Source organism: Bacillus sp. 17RED48 (assembly GCF_019837545.1).
GTDB lineage: Bacteria > Bacillota > Bacilli > Bacillales > Bacillaceae_G > Bacillus_A > Bacillus_A wiedmannii.
Genome location: NZ_JADAXG010000001.1, coordinates 686014 through 702074 on the forward strand (window position 1 = coordinate 686014; position 16061 = coordinate 702074).

General features: G+C 36.8%; 23 protein-coding genes. 20 read left to right on the forward strand and 3 right to left on the reverse strand.

Features of this window, described 5'->3' with window-relative positions:
- The first annotated feature begins 46 nt into the window (after positions 1-46).
- From aroQ to efp, 3 genes are read left to right on the forward strand one after another with little or no spacing between them, the layout of a single operon-like run.
- Positions 47-487: a type II 3-dehydroquinate dehydratase gene (gene aroQ / locus ILT06_RS03795; RefSeq protein WP_000757087.1), complete on the forward strand. Its 441-nt coding sequence runs from the start codon at positions 47-49 to the stop codon at positions 485-487.
- A 4-nt stretch (positions 488-491) separates the two neighbouring features.
- Positions 492-1553, forward strand: coding sequence for a Xaa-Pro dipeptidase (gene pepQ, locus ILT06_RS03800; RefSeq protein ID WP_064474823.1), 1062 nt, complete (start codon positions 492-494; stop codon positions 1551-1553).
- A gap of 21 nt (positions 1554-1574) precedes the next feature.
- Positions 1575-2132, forward strand: a complete 558-nt coding sequence (gene efp / locus ILT06_RS03805; protein WP_000626521.1) for an elongation factor P — start codon at positions 1575-1577, stop codon at positions 2130-2132.
- Positions 2133-2167: 35 nt separating this feature from the next.
- Here efp and ILT06_RS03810 read toward each other — a convergent pair whose 3' ends face one another.
- Both ILT06_RS03810 and ILT06_RS03815 read right to left on the reverse strand, forming a co-directional pair.
- A complete protein-coding gene (locus tag ILT06_RS03810) occupies positions 2168-2488 on the reverse strand; it encodes a hypothetical protein (RefSeq protein WP_064474824.1) in 321 nt (106 codons plus the stop codon).
- On the reverse strand, positions 2469-3047 hold the full coding sequence (locus ILT06_RS03815; protein WP_088048127.1) for a GNAT family N-acetyltransferase: 579 nt from the start codon (positions 3045-3047) through the stop codon (positions 2469-2471). Before ILT06_RS03815 ends, ILT06_RS03810 begins: the two co-directional genes overlap by 20 nt.
- Positions 3048-3224: 177 nt before the next feature.
- On the opposite strand from ILT06_RS03815, the gene ILT06_RS03820 reads away from it, so the two are divergent.
- Genes ILT06_RS03820 through ILT06_RS03860 form a run of 9 tightly spaced genes read left to right on the forward strand, consistent with a single transcriptional unit; the run spans position 3225 to position 8734 of the window.
- Entirely contained in the window at positions 3225-3506 is a 282-nt protein-coding gene (locus ILT06_RS03820; RefSeq protein ID WP_000816054.1) for a YqhV family protein, read from the forward strand.
- Between the two features lie 27 nt (positions 3507-3533).
- Positions 3534-4460: a stage III sporulation protein AA gene (gene spoIIIAA, locus ILT06_RS03825; RefSeq protein WP_064474826.1), complete on the forward strand. Its 927-nt coding sequence runs from the start codon at positions 3534-3536 to the stop codon at positions 4458-4460.
- Complete coding sequence (spoIIIAB, locus tag ILT06_RS03830) at positions 4454-4969, forward strand: stage III sporulation protein SpoIIIAB (RefSeq protein WP_000238694.1); 516 nt, start codon at positions 4454-4456, stop codon at positions 4967-4969. The genes spoIIIAA and spoIIIAB overlap by 7 nt, the downstream gene beginning before the upstream one ends.
- 14 nt (positions 4970-4983) lie before the next feature.
- A complete protein-coding gene (gene spoIIIAC / locus ILT06_RS03835; protein WP_000020914.1) occupies positions 4984-5187 on the forward strand; it encodes a stage III sporulation protein AC in 204 nt (67 codons plus the stop codon).
- Positions 5188-5210: 23 nt separating this feature from the next.
- Positions 5211-5594, forward strand: a complete 384-nt coding sequence (spoIIIAD, locus tag ILT06_RS03840) for a stage III sporulation protein AD (protein WP_077393170.1) — start codon at positions 5211-5213, stop codon at positions 5592-5594.
- A gap of 10 nt (positions 5595-5604) precedes the next feature.
- A complete protein-coding gene (spoIIIAE, locus tag ILT06_RS03845; RefSeq protein ID WP_000943696.1) occupies positions 5605-6777 on the forward strand; it encodes a stage III sporulation protein AE in 1173 nt (390 codons plus the stop codon).
- A 12-nt stretch (positions 6778-6789) separates the two neighbouring features.
- Positions 6790-7422, forward strand: a complete 633-nt coding sequence (gene spoIIIAF, locus ILT06_RS03850; protein ID WP_001161039.1) for a stage III sporulation protein AF — start codon at positions 6790-6792, stop codon at positions 7420-7422.
- Positions 7412-8074: a stage III sporulation protein AG gene (gene spoIIIAG, locus ILT06_RS03855; protein ID WP_222654860.1), complete on the forward strand. Its 663-nt coding sequence runs from the start codon at positions 7412-7414 to the stop codon at positions 8072-8074. The genes spoIIIAF and spoIIIAG overlap by 11 nt, the downstream gene beginning before the upstream one ends.
- 15 nt (positions 8075-8089) lie before the next feature.
- Positions 8090-8734: a SpoIIIAH-like family protein gene (locus ILT06_RS03860; protein WP_000914706.1), complete on the forward strand. Its 645-nt coding sequence runs from the start codon at positions 8090-8092 to the stop codon at positions 8732-8734.
- An 85-nt stretch (positions 8735-8819) separates the two neighbouring features.
- Here ILT06_RS03860 and ILT06_RS03865 read toward each other — a convergent pair whose 3' ends face one another.
- Entirely contained in the window at positions 8820-9014 is a 195-nt protein-coding gene (locus ILT06_RS03865) for a hypothetical protein (protein WP_046957516.1), read from the reverse strand.
- A 469-nt stretch (positions 9015-9483) separates the two neighbouring features.
- Between ILT06_RS03865 and accB the strand changes: the two genes are divergently transcribed.
- From accB to ispA, 8 genes are all read left to right on the forward strand, one after another.
- Positions 9484-9972: an acetyl-CoA carboxylase biotin carboxyl carrier protein gene (accB, locus tag ILT06_RS03870; RefSeq protein WP_000472874.1), complete on the forward strand. Its 489-nt coding sequence runs from the start codon at positions 9484-9486 to the stop codon at positions 9970-9972.
- Between the two features lie 16 nt (positions 9973-9988).
- A complete protein-coding gene (accC, locus tag ILT06_RS03875; RefSeq protein ID WP_000592872.1) occupies positions 9989-11341 on the forward strand; it encodes an acetyl-CoA carboxylase biotin carboxylase subunit in 1353 nt (450 codons plus the stop codon).
- A gap of 22 nt (positions 11342-11363) precedes the next feature.
- On the forward strand, positions 11364-11756 hold the full coding sequence (locus tag ILT06_RS03880; protein ID WP_000807630.1) for an Asp23/Gls24 family envelope stress response protein: 393 nt from the start codon (positions 11364-11366) through the stop codon (positions 11754-11756).
- Between the two features lie 346 nt (positions 11757-12102).
- Complete coding sequence (gene nusB, locus ILT06_RS03885) at positions 12103-12495, forward strand: N utilization substance protein NusB (RefSeq protein WP_000830249.1); 393 nt, start codon at positions 12103-12105, stop codon at positions 12493-12495.
- Between the two features lie 23 nt (positions 12496-12518).
- Entirely contained in the window at positions 12519-13379 is an 861-nt protein-coding gene (gene folD / locus ILT06_RS03890; RefSeq protein WP_064474827.1) for a bifunctional methylenetetrahydrofolate dehydrogenase/methenyltetrahydrofolate cyclohydrolase FolD, read from the forward strand.
- 26 nt (positions 13380-13405) lie between these two features.
- A complete protein-coding gene (gene xseA / locus ILT06_RS03895; RefSeq protein ID WP_000415269.1) occupies positions 13406-14764 on the forward strand; it encodes an exodeoxyribonuclease VII large subunit in 1359 nt (452 codons plus the stop codon).
- Complete coding sequence (gene xseB, locus ILT06_RS03900) at positions 14754-14984, forward strand: exodeoxyribonuclease VII small subunit (RefSeq protein ID WP_000428423.1); 231 nt, start codon at positions 14754-14756, stop codon at positions 14982-14984. The genes xseA and xseB overlap by 11 nt, the downstream gene beginning before the upstream one ends.
- The gene (gene ispA / locus ILT06_RS03905; RefSeq protein ID WP_064474828.1) at positions 14984-15874 is read left to right on the forward strand and encodes a (2E,6E)-farnesyl diphosphate synthase; all 891 of its coding nucleotides are present in this window, start codon (positions 14984-14986) and stop codon (positions 15872-15874) included. Before xseB ends, ispA begins: the two co-directional genes overlap by 1 nt.
- Positions 15875-16061: the final 187 nt, after the last annotated feature.

Sequence of the window (16061 nt, forward strand, 5' to 3'; positions counted from 1 at the left end):
TGTTAAAATGTTGTATAGATATTTAATATTAAGGAGTTTTAAGCATATGAAAAAGGTACTCCTCGTAAACGGTCCTAACCTAAATCGCCTCGGTGTCAGAGAGGTAAATGTATATGGAAAGGGCACGCTAGCGACACTTGAAGCAGATATGAAGCAAGAAGCAGAAACAATGGGAGTGGAGTTAGAATGTTTCCAATCGAATCATGAAGGTGCGATTATCGATCGTATTCATGAGGCGGAAGATATATATGAAGGGATCATTTTAAATCCTGGAGCATTTACGCATTATAGCTATGCGATTCGAGATGCAATTGCGAGCATTTCGATTCCTGTTATTGAAGTACATATTTCTAACATTCATCAGCGTGAGTCGTTCCGTCATGAATCTGTGACGGCAGCTGTTTGTGCGGGACAAATTGTTGGATTTGGTTTTTATGGCTATAAGTTAGCGTTATTTGCATTAATGGAGAAATTGAGGGAGGCATAAAGTAATGGAGAAAATCGAAAGAGTAAGAAGCGCATTTGATGAGGCTGGTATTGACGGTATTTTGTTAACAAATGAACATAGTCGTAGATATATGGCAAACTTCACAGGAACAGCTGGTGTTGTACTGATTTCGAAAAAACGTGCTCAATTTATTACAGATTTCCGCTATGTAGAGCAGGCTAGTAAACAAGCGGTTGGATACGAGATTGTACAGCATGCAGGATTAATCATTGATGAAGTTGCAAAGCAAGTGAAGGAACTGGGAATTCAAAAGCTTGGCTTTGAGCAAGATACTCTTACATATAGTTCTTATTCAACACATAAAGAAGCGATCGATGCTGAATTTATCCCAACTTCTGGGCTTGTAGAAAAGTTACGCTTGATAAAGACTGATTCAGAGATTAAGATATTAAAGGAAGCTGCACAGATTGCAGATGCTGCCTTTGAACATATTCTATCATTCATTCGCCCGGGAGTATCTGAAATTGAAGTGTCAAATGAACTTGAATTTTTCATGAGAAAACAAGGAGCAACATCTTCTTCGTTTGATATTATCGTTGCTTCAGGTCTTCGTTCGGCATTACCGCACGGCGTGGCATCTGAAAAAGTGATAGAAACAGGAGATTTCGTTACATTAGACTTCGGCGCTTATTATAAAGGATATTGCTCTGATATTACTCGTACGATTGCAGTTGGTGAACCATCTGATAAATTAAAAGAAATTTATAATATCGTTTTAGAAGCACAACTACGTGGTGTGAACGGTATTAAAGCTGGTTTAACAGGCCGTGAAGCGGATGCGTTAACGCGCGATTACATAACTGAAAAAGGATATGGTGAATACTTCGGACACTCTACTGGTCATGGAATTGGTCTTGAAATCCATGAAGCACCAGGTTTAGCGTTCCGTTCTGATACAGTACTTGAACCAGGAATGGCTGTAACAGTAGAACCAGGTATTTATATTCCAGGTATTGGCGGCGTACGTATTGAAGATGATATCATTGTAACAAGTGAAGGTAATGAAGTAATTACGAAATCACCAAAAGAACTTATTATTTTGTAATATACAGGAGGATTTTTTTACATGATTTCAGTAAACGATTTTCGTACAGGTTTAACAATTTCAGTGGACAATGCCCTTTGGCAAGTAATGGATTTCCAACACGTAAAGCCAGGTAAAGGTGCTGCATTCGTTCGCTCTAAACTACGTAACCTTCGCACAGGATCTGTTCAAGAGAAAACATTCCGTGCAGGTGAAAAAGTAGAAAAAGCACACATCGAAAACCGTCGTATGCAATACTTATACGCGAGCGGTGAGTCTCACGTATTTATGGATAACGGAACTTACGAGCAAATCGAACTTGGTGAAAACCAAATCGAGCGCGAACTTAAATTCCTAAAAGAAAACATGGAAGTATCTATTATGACATACCAAGATGAAGTACTTGGTGTTGAACTTCCGAACACAGTTGAATTAAAAGTGTCAGAAACAGAGCCTGGTATTAAAGGTGATACAGCTTCTAACGTAACAAAACCAGCTACATTAGAAACTGGTCTTGTTGTACAAGTACCAATTTTCATTAACGAAGGCGAAATGCTTATCATCAACACTGGTGAAGGTAAATACGTTTCTCGTGCATAGTAGAAAAGCACTCGTGATGATCACGAGTGCTTTTTTTATAGGAAATAGGGTAGGTAGTAAATAGCGGTGATAATAAAACTAACTAAAACAAGTGAAAGAGTACCCGCCATATATGGAGTGAAAACGATTTGAAATGGTTTTATTTCGCCAGTCTCAACACCAGTTAATGTTTTACTTATTGCGTGATCCGTAATATTGTTTCTATGATTACTCATAATAATTAGCCATGTAATTGCAAATATCGCTAAGCTACCAAGGAAAAAGGTCTCCATAAATGACCAACCGACTATTATTGAAAAAAGATAAATAAGAGCTAATTCTACTACGACTGTTAAACTAATTTTTACTACCTTCATATTTTTCCTTCTCCTTTTGTAGGTCTAGCCAATTTAGAAATTTTTCACGTGACACGACATGTAGTACACAAGAAGATTTTACTTCATTCTCTAAGGTAGAATGTTCACCAGGGAATCTATCTTCCACATGCAATGAAATATAAGGCAGTTTTTCTTGTGCTTTTAACGAGCGGACATTATTCGTTTTAGCGCCAGCAAATACGTAGGAAAGTTGTAAGTCCAAAAAAGCAATTTTAAAGATTTCTTTTTTAGCAGCCTCATTATATCCTTTTCCCCAGTATTGATAGCCGAGCCAACTACCAATATGAGATTGTTTCTTCTCAAAATTAATATGTTTAAGTGTGGTGAGACCAATTATTTCGTTTTCTTCATTTACAATCATTCTCGATAAAGATCTCTTTTGGCGCTCTTCTTCTATTGCGAAAAGAAGAAATGCTTTCGTGTCTTCGATCTTTTCTACTGTTATTCCTAATGCATTTTTTACGTGTGGATCACTTGATAGCTTAAAAATCACATTTGCATAGCGTAAATCGAGTGGTACTAAAGTAACGTGTTGCATCGTCTATACCCCTTTTAAATTAAATATACCATAAAAAATTAATATTAAGATTTAATAAAATCGTTAGAGAAAAGTTGTGTTTTTAATTCTGAAATAGACAACCCCTGCATATGGTTGTACAAATATATTCTTTTTTGGAATGTAGCACTAGTAACCGTTATGGGAGAAGGTGGGAGAATGAAACAATGGCTAGCGGCAATGGAAACATCCGTGCTTGTAATGGGGTTACTTCGGTTGTTTTCGGGTAGCGCGGAAATATTCGCCGCTTTGCTTATGCTTTATGTGAATGATGCGAAAAAAGCATTGTTTATAAATGGTATGTTGGCGTTTGTTGGACCGACCGTATTAATTTTAACAATGACAATAGGCATAGCGAGTGTGGCAAGTGAGATTTCTTTCTTGAAACTCTTTTTTCTAGCGCTTGGAATTGGCTGCATTTTTATCGCGTTGTTGAAATAGTAAGTCGAGTATAGTGGGGAGAAGCTGATGAAAGAAGTATTAGAAGTTTTACCGAAAACGATGAAGCAGCTAGTGGAAAGGTGTAAGCAATACAATGCTCTAGAGGAAATTCGTGTTCGAATTGGAAGACCGCTAGAATGTATTGCTCATGGCGAAGTGTTTTTTTATGACTATATCGTTACAGCAGAGGATGCCATTTACTTATTGAATAAGTTAAGTCAATTCTCAATTTATACGATGGAAGAGGAATTAAAACGTGGGTATGTGACACTTCGAGGAGGACATAGAATCGGCTTAGCTGGAAAAGTCATTACAGAAAAAAGCGCAGTGAAAATGATTCGAGATGTCTCTTCCTTTAATATTCGTATCGCTCGTCAAAAAATAGGAATTGCTGAACCACTTTTGCCGTATTTGTATGAGTCAAGATGGTTAAACACGATGGTAATTGGCCCACCGCAAACGGGGAAAACAACACTTTTAAGAGATGTAGCACGTTGTATGAGTCAAGGTGTAAGTGCTTCGAAAATACCTTCTTGTAAAGTCGGGATTGTTGATGAGCGGTCAGAAATTGCAGGTTGCGTGAAAGGCATCCCGCAATATGACTTTGGAGCGCGAGTAGATGTGTTAGACGCATGTCCAAAAGCTGAAGGAATGATGATGATGATTCGTTCTATGAGTCCAGATGTTTTGATTGTAGATGAAATCGGACGTAAAGAAGATAGTGAAGCAATTATGGAGGCCGTGCATGCAGGGGTTCAGCTTTTTATAAGTGCACATGGATTTTCTTATGATGATGTTGTGAAACGTCCATCACTAAAAGCGGTGCTGGAGCTCGGCATATTTGATAGGTTTGTGGAGCTATCAAAAGCAAGAGGGCCAGGAACAGTTATGCAAGTAAAAGATAAATATGGAAAATCGGTATTACCTCATAGAAAGGCTGAGGGCGTATGGTAAAAATATTTGGTGCAGTGTTAATCGTTGCGGTCAGCACCTTTTTCGGGTTTTCATACGCTAAAAGATACAGTGAGAGACCAAGGCAACTTAGATTATTAAAAGCGGCACTTCAATCATTAGAGGCAGAAATTATGTATGGGCATACACCTTTATCTGAAGCCGCTGAGCGATTAGTGAAACAAATGCCGAAGCCGTTAAATTGGATATTTCAAAGTTTCGCTAGAAGGCTAGAAAGTGGAGACCAAACAGTAAGAGAAGCTTGGATAGATAGTTTGAAAGAAAATTGGAAGCTAACAGCATTTCAACAAACTGAGTACGAGATTTTGCAGCAATTTGGCGAAACGCTCGGACAGCATGATCGTGAATCACAACAAAAACATATTCGCTTATGCATTACACATTTAGAGAGAGAAGAAGAAGAAGCGAAAGCATTACAACTGCAATACGAAAAAATGATCAAGAGCTTAGGGGTACTAGCGGGGCTACTTATCGTAATTTTACTGCTATAGGAGGGAGAAAGGCGATGTCCATTGATGTTGGATTAATATTTCAAATCGCCGGAATCGGCATTGTTTTAGCTTTTATTCATACCGTACTAAAAGAATTAAAGCGAGAGGATATTGCAAATTGGGTTATCCTTGTCGGTTTTGTCGTTATTTTATTTCATGTGGCATTTTTAATTAATACGCTATTCGACAAGATTAAGAGTGTCTTTCTCTTCCAGTAAAGGAGGCGGTTCGAATCGAAATTATACAAATTGTCGGATTAGGCCTCGTTGCTACGTTTTTAGCGGCTGTATTAAATCAGCATAAATCTAGCATTACGTCGTTATTTATTGTGTTCGTAGGTAGCGTGATGTTTCTTATTTTAATTGATCAAATTCACTCTATTTTACAAATGATTGAGAGAGTAGCGAGTGAAGCGAAAGTTAGCAACGTATATGTAGAAACGCTGCTAAAAATTATTGGGATTGCTTATATTGCTGAGTTTGGAGCACAAATTACAAAAGATGCAGGGCAGGGTGCAATCGCTTCAAAAATTGAATTAGCTGGAAAAATCTTAATTTTAGTAATGGCGATTCCTATTTTGACGGTTGTCATTGAAACTATTCTCGGATTTTTACCGACGGGATAAGGGGGAGTGAATGTTGAGGGGGTTTGGAGCTAAGCTGCTATTTGCTTGCTTCCTTTTCTTTTCTTTACCGGTTGTTGTACAAGCTTCTCCTGTAGAAACAAACGTCGTTGATCAACAATTGGATAAGCTCGGAATTGAAGATGTGAAGCAATTTTGGGACGGGCTTGTTACAAAATATGGAGGTTATTTACCAGAGAGTCAAAAAGGTAGTTTTATGGAGTTTGTAAAGGGAGAAAAAGAAATTTCTATAAAAGAGTGGATGCTAGGTTTATTAAAGTATTTATTTCACGAGCTTGTTGCAAATGGGAAGCTGCTGGGAACGCTCATTATGCTTACAATTTTTAGTGCATTGTTGCAATCACTGCAATCTGCATTTTCAAAGAGTAGTGTAAGTAAAATTGCGGATGCAGTTGTATATATGGTACTTATTATTTTCGCTTTAAATAGTTTTTATGTCGTCATGACATATGCAAGAGAAACGATACAAACAATGGTAGATTTCATATTAGCGCTATTGCCAATCTTGCTTGCACTCATAGCAACTGGAGGTGGTGTTGTATCTGTATCGTTTTTTCATCCGATTATCATCTTCTTAATGAACACGAGCGGGCTTTTGATGAATTATATCGTTCTACCACTTTTATTACTTGCAACGATATTAAGTATTGTAAGTACGATGAGTGATCAATATAAAGTTACGAAATTGTCCAAGCTTCTGCAAAACGTTAGCGTTGGGATTATCGGTATTTTTTTAACGATTTTTTTAGGGGTATTATCTGTACAAGGAACAGCGACAGCTGTTGCTGATGGAATCGCTGTGAAAACTGCTAAATTTGTAACAGGGAACTTTATTCCCGTAGTAGGAAGAATGTTTACAGAGGCGGCGGATACTGTTATTAGTGCATCGGGATTATTAAAAAACACAGTCGGAATTATTGGACTCGTCATTCTATGTTTAATTGTCGCTTTTCCAGCGATTCAAATTTTTTGTATCGCGTTTATTTATAAATTCGCAGCAGCAGTATTACAGCCAGTTGGCAGCGGAGCAATTATTCAATGTTTAGATATTATCGGACGAAGCATCATTTATGTATTTGCTTGCTTAGCTATCGTATCATTTATGTTCTTTTTAAGTATCACAATTATTATTGCTGCGGGGAACATTACACTTATGATGCGGTAGGAGGTGAAGGGTATGCAATTTGTTACAGAGTGGATTAGAAATATTATCGTTTTTTTACTCTTAGCGACAATGCTTCATCTTATTCTTCCAAATTCAAATTTGCAAAAGTACGTTAAATTCGTTGTAAGTCTATTATTAGTTGTTTTAATCTTAACGCCCCTTTTTAAACTACTGCAAACAGATGTGAATGAAGTAATCGCAAATTTTAATGAAGAGAAGTACGTAGCAGAAGGATCTGTAAAAAATTCAATAGATTCGAAGAAAAAAGAAATACAAGCTCTAACACGTGCATATAGTTTAGAAGAGATGGCTACCAAAATGAAAAAAGAAGTAGGAAAAGAATTCGAGAAAAAGTATGGTATGACAGTCTCTGAAATACAAATAGTCGCAGCGGAAAGTACAGCGGAAGTAAAGTCAGCAAAAGATATTCAAACTGTTGTTGTGACGTTGAAAGAAAAAGAACGTAGTAAAAATGATGCAATCGAAACAGTAAAACCAGTTGAAATTAACACGAAGGAACCTCCGAAAAAAGTAGAAGAAACGAATGTAGAAATGAAAGATTTCTTTTCAAGCAGGTGGCAACTAGAGAATAAACAAATCCAAGTTCAAATGGAAGGGAGGACAGGTAGAGTAAATGGACAATAAAGATAAAAATTCGAAGTTCTCATTTTTTCGAAACTTATTGAATGGGGATGAAAAAGAAAGCAATGAGAAGGGAAAAAAGATAACACCTAAGTTTTTACTTGTCCTACTCATACTTGGGATTTTGCTTATGTTTTCTAGTAGTCTTTTTTCAAGTAAAAAAGAAGAAGTACCTGTATTTAAAGAACAAAAAACGCAAAACCAAGAAAAAGACGTACCAACTTTTGGACAAAAAAATAATGATAGTATGTCAAATGTAGAAAAGTATGACAAAGCGTATGAACAAGAATTAAAAGCAGCCTTAGAAGAAATAGCGGGAGTAAAAAATGTAACGATTAAAGTAAATTTAGATTCATCAGAAGAAAAAATATTAGAGAAAAATACAGTGAAACGTTCACAAACAACAGGTGAAACAGATAAGACAGGTGGTAAGAGGGAAGTAGAAGATGAGTCCCTTGATGAAAAGACAGTCATTATACGTGAAGGTGATAAAGAAACTCCCGTTGTTTTACGAACAGAGAAACCGAAAGTACGAGGTGTTCTTGTCGTAGCAAAAGGAGTGGATAATATACAAGTTAAAGCGATGGTAAAAGAAGCTGTCATACGGCTGCTAGATGTACCAGCCCATCGCGTTTCAGTTTCACCGAAAAATTGATAGGGAGGAAATAAAGTGTTAAAAAAACAAACGGTTTGGCTATTAACGATGTTAAGTTTAGTTGTTGTACTATCTGTTTATTACGTAACAACTCCTGACAAAATGAATACAGCATCGCCGGCAACAGGTGAAAAGATTGGACAAGAAAAACAAGGTACTGATAAAGCAGTAACAAATGAAGCACCTAAAGAAACGCCAAAAAAAGAAAATACAAGCAAGGAAACATCAAATAAAGAAACAGACAAAAAAGAGAGTGCTAACAAAGAAACAAGTAAAAAAGATGCTAACGTAACAGTTCAATCAAGTGATGAAAATTTCACAGCACTACGTATGCAAATGGAAGATCAGCTAAGTGAACAAAAATCAAGATTACAAGAAGTTATGAATTCAGCAAAATCTTCAGCAACAGAAAAGAGTAAAGCGAAAGATAATTTTGATGCAATTACTACAATGGAAACGAAGCAAGAATTACTTGAGACAGTGATTAAGTCTCAAGGAGGATATAAAGATGCCCTTGTAAGAGCTGATGGAACTGATATTAGAGTAACTGTGAAAGCAGCAAAGCATTCACAAAAAGAAGCGAATAAAATTATACAGCTTGTAAGAAGTGAAGGCGGATCAAAAGATGTAGGTGTGAAATTTGATCCACCGACAAAATAAAAACTAATAATCCGCGGGGGAATCCCCTGCGGATTATTAGTTTTTACGAATCGGATTGTTTGAAAATAATTATAGAAAAAAGCTATCATTTTCGATAGCTTTTTTCTGTTTCGTCTTTGTAGTTGTTTTTATTATGTTCAACTCGGAATGGAGAAATACGTTGTGAGTAAAAGATTAGCGGTTCATGGTAACGATGATTACTTTTTCCGGATTTGACGTGGATGAAGAGAACGAATGCCCAGACCATTACGGCAGGTAAGAAGAGAATGAGCCATATCATATGTCCACACCTCGATACGATATATTTTCTACACTTTGAACATACTATTCTTATATGAAGGAATGATGAACGGTGTGTAAACAAAAAAATAATATTTGGTAAAAATATGTTGTTGACTATAGATGAGGTGAAGAGTGGAGCGGTAATGATCTGTTTATTGTGTAGCATTGTGAAAAAAGTAAGGAATGTTTTTTAGAAGTGGTCTTGCCAATTTCGTGTGAAACTTGGTATTATTACTAGGTAATAATTTTTTATTGGAATAATATTTTTACAGGAGTTTCGATTTATTATAAAGAAATATAAATTGGAATGTTTAAAAAATTTATCGTAAGATGGAAATAGCAACTATTTCTATTAGTAAATGAAATGCATTTTCTAATAGAGTACATCGTATTTTTACAGTCAATCTAGTTTTAGTGACGAGAATCTGTAAAAACGGGACAAACAAGAGTATGGGAGTGGATTTTACATGTTTAAAATTCAAGAAGTTCGTGAATTAATTAAATTAATTGATAGCTCTAATATTGATGAATTTGAATACAAAAAAGATGGTACGACAATCAAAATGAAAAAGCGTGGTAATGAAGTTGTTGCGGTGCAAGCACCTGTAGCAAAACAAGTCGTACAACCAGTAGCACCTGTTGAAGTTGAAACAACAGTAGCGGCAGCACAAGTGGAAGTACCAAAACAAGAAGAGAAAAAAGCGGTTCAAAATGAAAACCTACATAAAATTACATCACCAATGGTAGGTACATTCTATTCTTCATCTTCGCCTGATACACCTGCATATGTAAGTGTAGGAGACAGAGTATCAAAAGATTCTATCGTATGCATTGTCGAGGCTATGAAGTTATTTAACGAAATCGATGCAGATGTAGATGGTGAAATTGTTGAGATTCTTGTTAATAATGGACAGCTTGTTGAGTATGGACAACCGCTATTTCTTGTAAAAGCGTAATAAGGGAGTCTTTGTGATGATAAAAAAAGTATTAATAGCCAATCGTGGGGAAATTGCTGTACGAATTATTCGTGCTTGTAAAGAAATGGATATTGAAACGGTCGCAATTTATTCAGAAGCAGATAAAGAGTCACTTCACGTACAAATTGCTGATGAGGCGTATTGTGTAGGCCCAACGATTTCGAAAGAAAGCTATTTAAATTTGACGAATATTATTAGTGTTGCGAAGTTAACAGGCTGCGACGCTATTCATCCAGGATACGGATTTTTAGCAGAGAATGCAGATTTTGCAGAGCTATGCCGTGAATGTAACTTAATTTTTATCGGTCCAAGTCCAGAAGCTATTTCAAAGATGGGCACAAAAGACGTTGCTCGTGATACAATGAAAGAAGCAGGGGTTCCGATTGTACCAGGTTCACAAGGGATTATTAAAAATACCGAAGAAGCGATCGAGCTTGCTAATCAAATTGGATATCCAGTTATTATTAAAGCGACTGCAGGTGGCGGCGGAAAAGGTATTCGTGTTGCACGCCATGAAGAAGAGCTTGTAAAAGGAATTCAAATTACACAGCAAGAAGCTAGTACCGCTTTTGGGAACCCTGGTGTATACTTAGAAAAGTACGTTGAAGATTTCCGCCATGTTGAGATTCAAATAATGGCAGATACACATGGAAATGCCATTCATTTAGGAGAGCGTGATTGTACAATTCAGCGCCGCTTGCAAAAACTACTAGAAGAAAGTCCATCACCTGCACTTGATGAAAATGTTCGTAAGCAGATGGGTGATGCGGCAGTTAAAGCGGCGGTAGCGGTTGATTATACAGGTGCTGGTACGGTTGAGTTTATTTATGAATATAGAACGAAAAGCTTTTATTTCATGGAGATGAATACGAGAATTCAAGTTGAGCATCCAGTTACAGAAATGGTAACAGGGATGGATTTAATTAAAGAACAAATTCGTGTTGCTTCTGGAGAAAAGTTATCGTTACAGCAAGAAGAAGTACAATTTAATGGTTGGGCAATTGAATGCCGAATTAATGCGGAAAACCCTGCCAAAAAATTTATGCCATCTCCAGGTAAAGTAGAAATGTACTTGCCACCAGGCGGATTTGGTATTCGCGTCGATTCAGCTGTATATCCGGGATATTCAATCCCACCTTTCTATGATTCGATGGTTGCTAAATTAATTGTTCACGGAAAAACACGTGAAGAGGCAATTGCAAAAATGAAGCGTGCACTCAGTGAGTTTGTCATTGAAGGCGTACATACAACAATCCCGTTCCATTTGCAATTGCTAGATCATCCTGATTTTGTAAAAGGTGAGTTTAATACGAAATTTTTGGAAGAGCATGAACTTGTGACGCAGTGATACATTAAAGGAGGTTTTTTTCATGGCTGAACATATGTTAGATATGGGTCAAGATACAACTCTTGGTAAAGTAGAAATTGCACCAGAAGTAATTGAAGTAATCGCAGGTATTGCAGCTGCTGAAGTAGAAGGTGTAGCGGCAATGCGTGGTAATTTTGCTACAGATGTTGTTGAGAAGTTAGGTAAGAAAAATCATGGTAAAGGTGTAAAGGTTGAATTAGCAAACGAAGATATTATCGTTGACCTTTATGTTGTAATGTATTTTGGCGTAGCAATTCCAGTTGTTGCACAAAAGATTCAAGACAACATTCGTCAGGCACTCTTTACAATGACAGGGCTTGAGCCAAAAGAAGTGAATGTTCACATCGTTGGCGTAACATTCGAAACACAAAAAACAGAAATCGAACCAGTGTAAGAATGAAAAGGTGCCTAGTAACATAGGCACCTTTTTTATCGTTTCATTTCTTCACAAATTAAAACCCTCTAATTATTATACTATTTCAAAAAATAAGAAATCAAAAAGAAGATGTTTCGTTTTTCCAAAAAACGTACATTGTGATAAGATATGGAACTTGAAGTTAATCTTTTTATTATTTTTCAGCCTTGTAACCCGTGTGTGAAACGATAAATTGTGTTATTATCATTGTATTATAAGGTTGGAAAATCAATGAAAACTGTAAGAGTAAGTGAATTGACGGCTTATAAATTATAATAATATAACAAAGCATAAGGAAAGACTTGAAGCATAAAGGAGAGTTACAATGAAACGTAGGACGGCTAGAGAAAGAGCTATGCAAGCATTATACCAAATGGATATTACAGGTGAATTAGAACCGAAAGTAGCGGTGGAAAACACGCTAGATGAAGGTGAAGAAACAAATGAGTTTCTAGAATCACTTGTAGTAGGTTTTGTAGAAAATAAAGAAGTAATTGATGAAGCGATTCGTCAAAACTTAAAAAAATGGAAGCTGGAGCGTATTAGTATTGTTGATCGCAGTATTTTACGTGTAGCTGTGTATGAAATGAAATACATGGAAGAAATTCCACACAACGTAACAATTAACGAAGCGATTGAAATTGCTAAAACATTTGGGGATGAGGAATCTCGTCGTTTTATTAACGGCGTTTTATCTAATATAAAAGATACACTGTAATTTCTTTAAGGGGGAATCTTAAAATGGTAGCAGTAATCATCAAAGGAAATGAAGTTGCGGAGAAAAAACGAGCACAATTAACAGAAGAAGTTGTGAAGTTGAAAGAGCAAGGGATTGTACCAGGATTAGCAGTTATTCTAGTTGGAGAAGATCCAGCATCTCGTTCTTATGTAAAAGGAAAAGAAAAGGGCTGTGAACAAGTAGGAATCTATTCAGAGCTAATTGAACTTCCTGAAACAATTACTGAGGAGCGTTTGCTTGCTGAAATCGATCGCTTAAATGGCGATGACCGTATTAATGGCATTTTAGTGCAATTACCTTTACCAAAACATATTGAAGAAAAAGCTATCATTGAAAGAATTTCACCAGAAAAAGATGTAGATGGATTTCACCCAATCAGCGTGGGACGTATGATGACGGGACAAGATACATTCCTTCCATGTACACCGCACGGTATTGTAGAATTAGTAAAAGAAACAAATCTTGATATCTCGGGAAAACATGTTGTAGTAATTGGAAGAAGTAATATTGTCGGCAAGCCAGTGGGGCAATTGTTCTTAAATGAAAATGCAACTGTCACATATTGTCATTCTAAAACGCAAAATATGAAAGAGTTAACGAAGTTAGCTGATATTTTAATCGTAGCTGTTGGACGACCTAAAATGGTAACAGCTGATTATATTAAAGAAGGAGCGGTTGTAATCGACGTTGGTGTGAACCGTTTAGAAACAGGTAAACTTTGTGGTGATGTTGATTTTGACAACGTGTTAGATGTTGCAGGTTACATTACACCTGTGCCAAGGGGTGTTGGTCCAATGACGATCACAATGCTTCTTCATAATACTGTTGAATCTGCTAAGCGTGTAGGTGTCGTTTGTAAATAATTTGAGTCGGCTATGAGGAGAGAGAAATGGAAAAACAATATTTAACCGTTACAGCGTTAACACGCTATATAAAAACAAAAATAGAATATGATCCGCATTTGCAGTCTGTTTGGTTAAAAGGTGAAATTTCCAACTTTAAAAATCATAGTCGTGGCCACATGTACTTTACATTGAAAGATGAAAATGCAAGAATCGCAGCGGTTATGTTTGCGGGTCATAATCGTAATATTAAATTCAGACCTGAAAATGGGATGAAGGTACTTGTGAAAGGGAAAATTTCCGTTTACGAGGCGAGTGGTTCTTATCAAATTTATATTCAAGACATGCAGCCTGACGGAGTCGGAAACCTGCATTTAGCTTACGAACAATTAAAGGTTCGTTTAGAGGAAGAAGGTTTGTTTTCTCAAGTTTATAAAAAAACAATTCCTCCTTATGCTAAAACAATAGGTGTGATTACGTCGCCAACAGGGGCAGCGATTCGTGATGTTATAACAACGATTAAACGTCGTTATCCAATTGGAAATGTTATTGTGTTTCCGGTACTTGTACAGGGGGAGTCAGCAGCTCCCTCAATTGTACAAGCGATTCGTACAGCGAATGAAATGGGAGAGATAGATGTCCTAATCGTTGGGCGAGGGGGAGGCTCTATTGAAGAGTTATGGGCTTTCAATGAAGAAATGGTAGCAAGGGCAATCTTTAAGAGTGAGATCCCTATTATTTCGGCAGTAGGCCATGAAACGGACTTTACAATTGCGGATTTTGTTGCCGATTTACGTGCGCCAACACCGACTGCAGCAGCTGAGCTGGCAGCGCCTAACATTATAGAGTTACAAGAAAAGGTATTACAAAGAACTCTAAGATTGCAAAGAGCAATGAGAGAGTTAGTACATAAAAAAGAAGAAAAACTACAAGTATTGCAAAAATCTTATGCGTTCCGTTATCCAAGACAAGTATATGAGCAAAAAGAAGAGCAATTAGATAGAGCGTTAGAACAGCTTGTTTTAGCGAAAGAGCGCTATATTGATAAAAAGGTAAATCAGTTAAAACAGCTTTCATTTTATTTAGAGAAGCACCACCCAGCTCAAAAAATTATGCAAACGAAGGTAGCGGTTGAAACATTGCAAAAGCAATTGCAACGTGAAATGCAAACATTACTTCAGACGAAAGAATTTGCTTTTGTAAGAGCTGCTCAAAAACTTGAAGCGTTAAGTCCGCTTAAAGTAATGATGAGAGGGTACGGGCTTGTATATGATGAAGAGAAGCAAGTGTTAAAAAGTGTGAAAGATGTCAGCCTTGGAGATGCTGTTTCAGTTCAATTACAAGATGGAATACTAGATTGTAGCGTATCAGGCATAGAGGAGCGTGAATTGAATAATGGAAAATAAATTAAGCTTTGAAGAGGCAATTTCGCAACTTGAGCACCTCGTTTCTAAGCTAGAGCAAGGTGACGTACCTTTAGAAGAAGCAATTTCTTATTTTAAAGAGGGTATGGAATTATCTAAGCTTTGTGATGAGAAGTTGAAGAACGTACAAGAACAAATGGCAGTTATTCTTGGGGAAGATGGAGAGCTTGAACCGTTTACTGCTTTAGGAGATGAAGCATAGTGACTATTGCTTTTGATACTTTTTTGAAAGAAAGTAAAACTTTCGTAGAAGAGAAGCTTGTAAGCTATGCAAATGAATTACAATGTCCAAATGTACTTCGTGAAGCGATGGCATATTCTTTGGAGGCAGGTGGAAAGCGTCTCCGCCCGTTACTTTTATTTGCGACATTACAAGCGTTTGGTAAAGAAAGAAATCTTGGAATAGGTGCAGCTTGTGCTCTTGAAATGATACATACATACTCGTTAGTTCATGATGATTTACCTTGTATGGATGATGATGATTTAAGAAGAGGTAAGCCCACAAATCATAAAGTATTTGGTGAAGCGATGGCAGTTTTAGCAGGCGATGGTTTGTTGACGTATGCTTTTCAAATTATTATGGCATATGAACAAAAGGAAATCTCTGCTGAAAAAAAAGTAAGACTTGTACTTGAGCTTGCAAAAGCGGCAGGACCAGAAGGAATGGTTGGCGGACAGGTGGCAGATATGGAAGCTGAAGGGAAACAGCTTACGATGGATGAGTTGGAGTATATTCATAAGCATAAGACTGGGAAACTACTTGAATTCGCTGTGCTTGCAGGATCGATACTTTCTGATGCCACAGAAGAACAAGAAGAAAAGTTACTTGCGTTTGCAAAATATATCGGCCTAGCTTTCCAAATTCGAGATGATATTTTAGATGTGGAAGGAACCGAAGAAGAGATTGGAAAACCAATTGGTAGTGATGTTTCCAACGAAAAGAGCACATATACGACGTTATTTACTGTAGATAGAGCAAAGGATATTTTAGAAGAAACAATTGCAAAAGCAAAAGGTGCTATTGGTTCCTTGCAATTACAAGATGAATATTTACTATCTATTTGCGATTTGATTGCAAAACGTAATAACTAATATAACAGCGTTTCCATTTGTTGAGTCATTCATCATTTTATGATATAAATGTAGGAAAAGGTTTTTCTTTTCTTGTTATTGGCAAAAATATATGTAGATTACATTGCCGTTATCACTTCGTGTTAGCGGCTATTTTTTTCATCGCCTAAAGAAATATGGTTTATAATGGGATTAGGGCGCAATAGAC

Bases quoted from the DNA above. Each gene is read 5' to 3' on its own strand.
- aroQ (WP_000757087.1), top strand. From the start codon at position 47: ATGAAAAAGGTACTCCTCGTAAACGGTCCTAACCTAAATCGCCTCGGT.
- pepQ (WP_064474823.1), top strand. From the start codon at position 492: ATGGAGAAAATCGAAAGAGTAAGAAGCGCATTTGATGAGGCTGGTATT.
- efp (WP_000626521.1), top strand. From the start codon at position 1,575: ATGATTTCAGTAAACGATTTTCGTACAGGTTTAACAATTTCAGTGGAC.
- ILT06_RS03810 (WP_064474824.1), bottom strand. From the start codon at position 2,488: ATGAAGGTAGTAAAAATTAGTTTAACAGTCGTAGTAGAATTAGCTCTT.
- ILT06_RS03815 (WP_088048127.1), bottom strand. From the start codon at position 3,047: ATGCAACACGTTACTTTAGTACCACTCGATTTACGCTATGCAAATGTG.
- ILT06_RS03820 (WP_000816054.1), top strand. From the start codon at position 3,225: ATGAAACAATGGCTAGCGGCAATGGAAACATCCGTGCTTGTAATGGGG.
- spoIIIAA (WP_064474826.1), top strand. From the start codon at position 3,534: ATGAAAGAAGTATTAGAAGTTTTACCGAAAACGATGAAGCAGCTAGTG.
- spoIIIAB (WP_000238694.1), top strand. From the start codon at position 4,454: ATGGTAAAAATATTTGGTGCAGTGTTAATCGTTGCGGTCAGCACCTTT.
- spoIIIAC (WP_000020914.1), top strand. From the start codon at position 4,984: ATGTCCATTGATGTTGGATTAATATTTCAAATCGCCGGAATCGGCATT.
- spoIIIAE (WP_000943696.1), top strand. From the start codon at position 5,605: ATGTTGAGGGGGTTTGGAGCTAAGCTGCTATTTGCTTGCTTCCTTTTC.
- spoIIIAF (WP_001161039.1), top strand. From the start codon at position 6,790: ATGCAATTTGTTACAGAGTGGATTAGAAATATTATCGTTTTTTTACTC.
- spoIIIAG (WP_222654860.1), top strand. From the start codon at position 7,412: ATGGACAATAAAGATAAAAATTCGAAGTTCTCATTTTTTCGAAACTTA.
- ILT06_RS03865 (WP_046957516.1), bottom strand. From the start codon at position 9,014: ATGATATGGCTCATTCTCTTCTTACCTGCCGTAATGGTCTGGGCATTC.
- accB (WP_000472874.1), top strand. From the start codon at position 9,484: ATGTTTAAAATTCAAGAAGTTCGTGAATTAATTAAATTAATTGATAGC.
- accC (WP_000592872.1), top strand. From the start codon at position 9,989: ATGATAAAAAAAGTATTAATAGCCAATCGTGGGGAAATTGCTGTACGA.
- ILT06_RS03880 (WP_000807630.1), top strand. From the start codon at position 11,364: ATGGCTGAACATATGTTAGATATGGGTCAAGATACAACTCTTGGTAAA.
- nusB (WP_000830249.1), top strand. From the start codon at position 12,103: ATGAAACGTAGGACGGCTAGAGAAAGAGCTATGCAAGCATTATACCAA.
- folD (WP_064474827.1), top strand. From the start codon at position 12,519: ATGGTAGCAGTAATCATCAAAGGAAATGAAGTTGCGGAGAAAAAACGA.
- xseA (WP_000415269.1), top strand. From the start codon at position 13,406: ATGGAAAAACAATATTTAACCGTTACAGCGTTAACACGCTATATAAAA.
- xseB (WP_000428423.1), top strand. From the start codon at position 14,754: ATGGAAAATAAATTAAGCTTTGAAGAGGCAATTTCGCAACTTGAGCAC.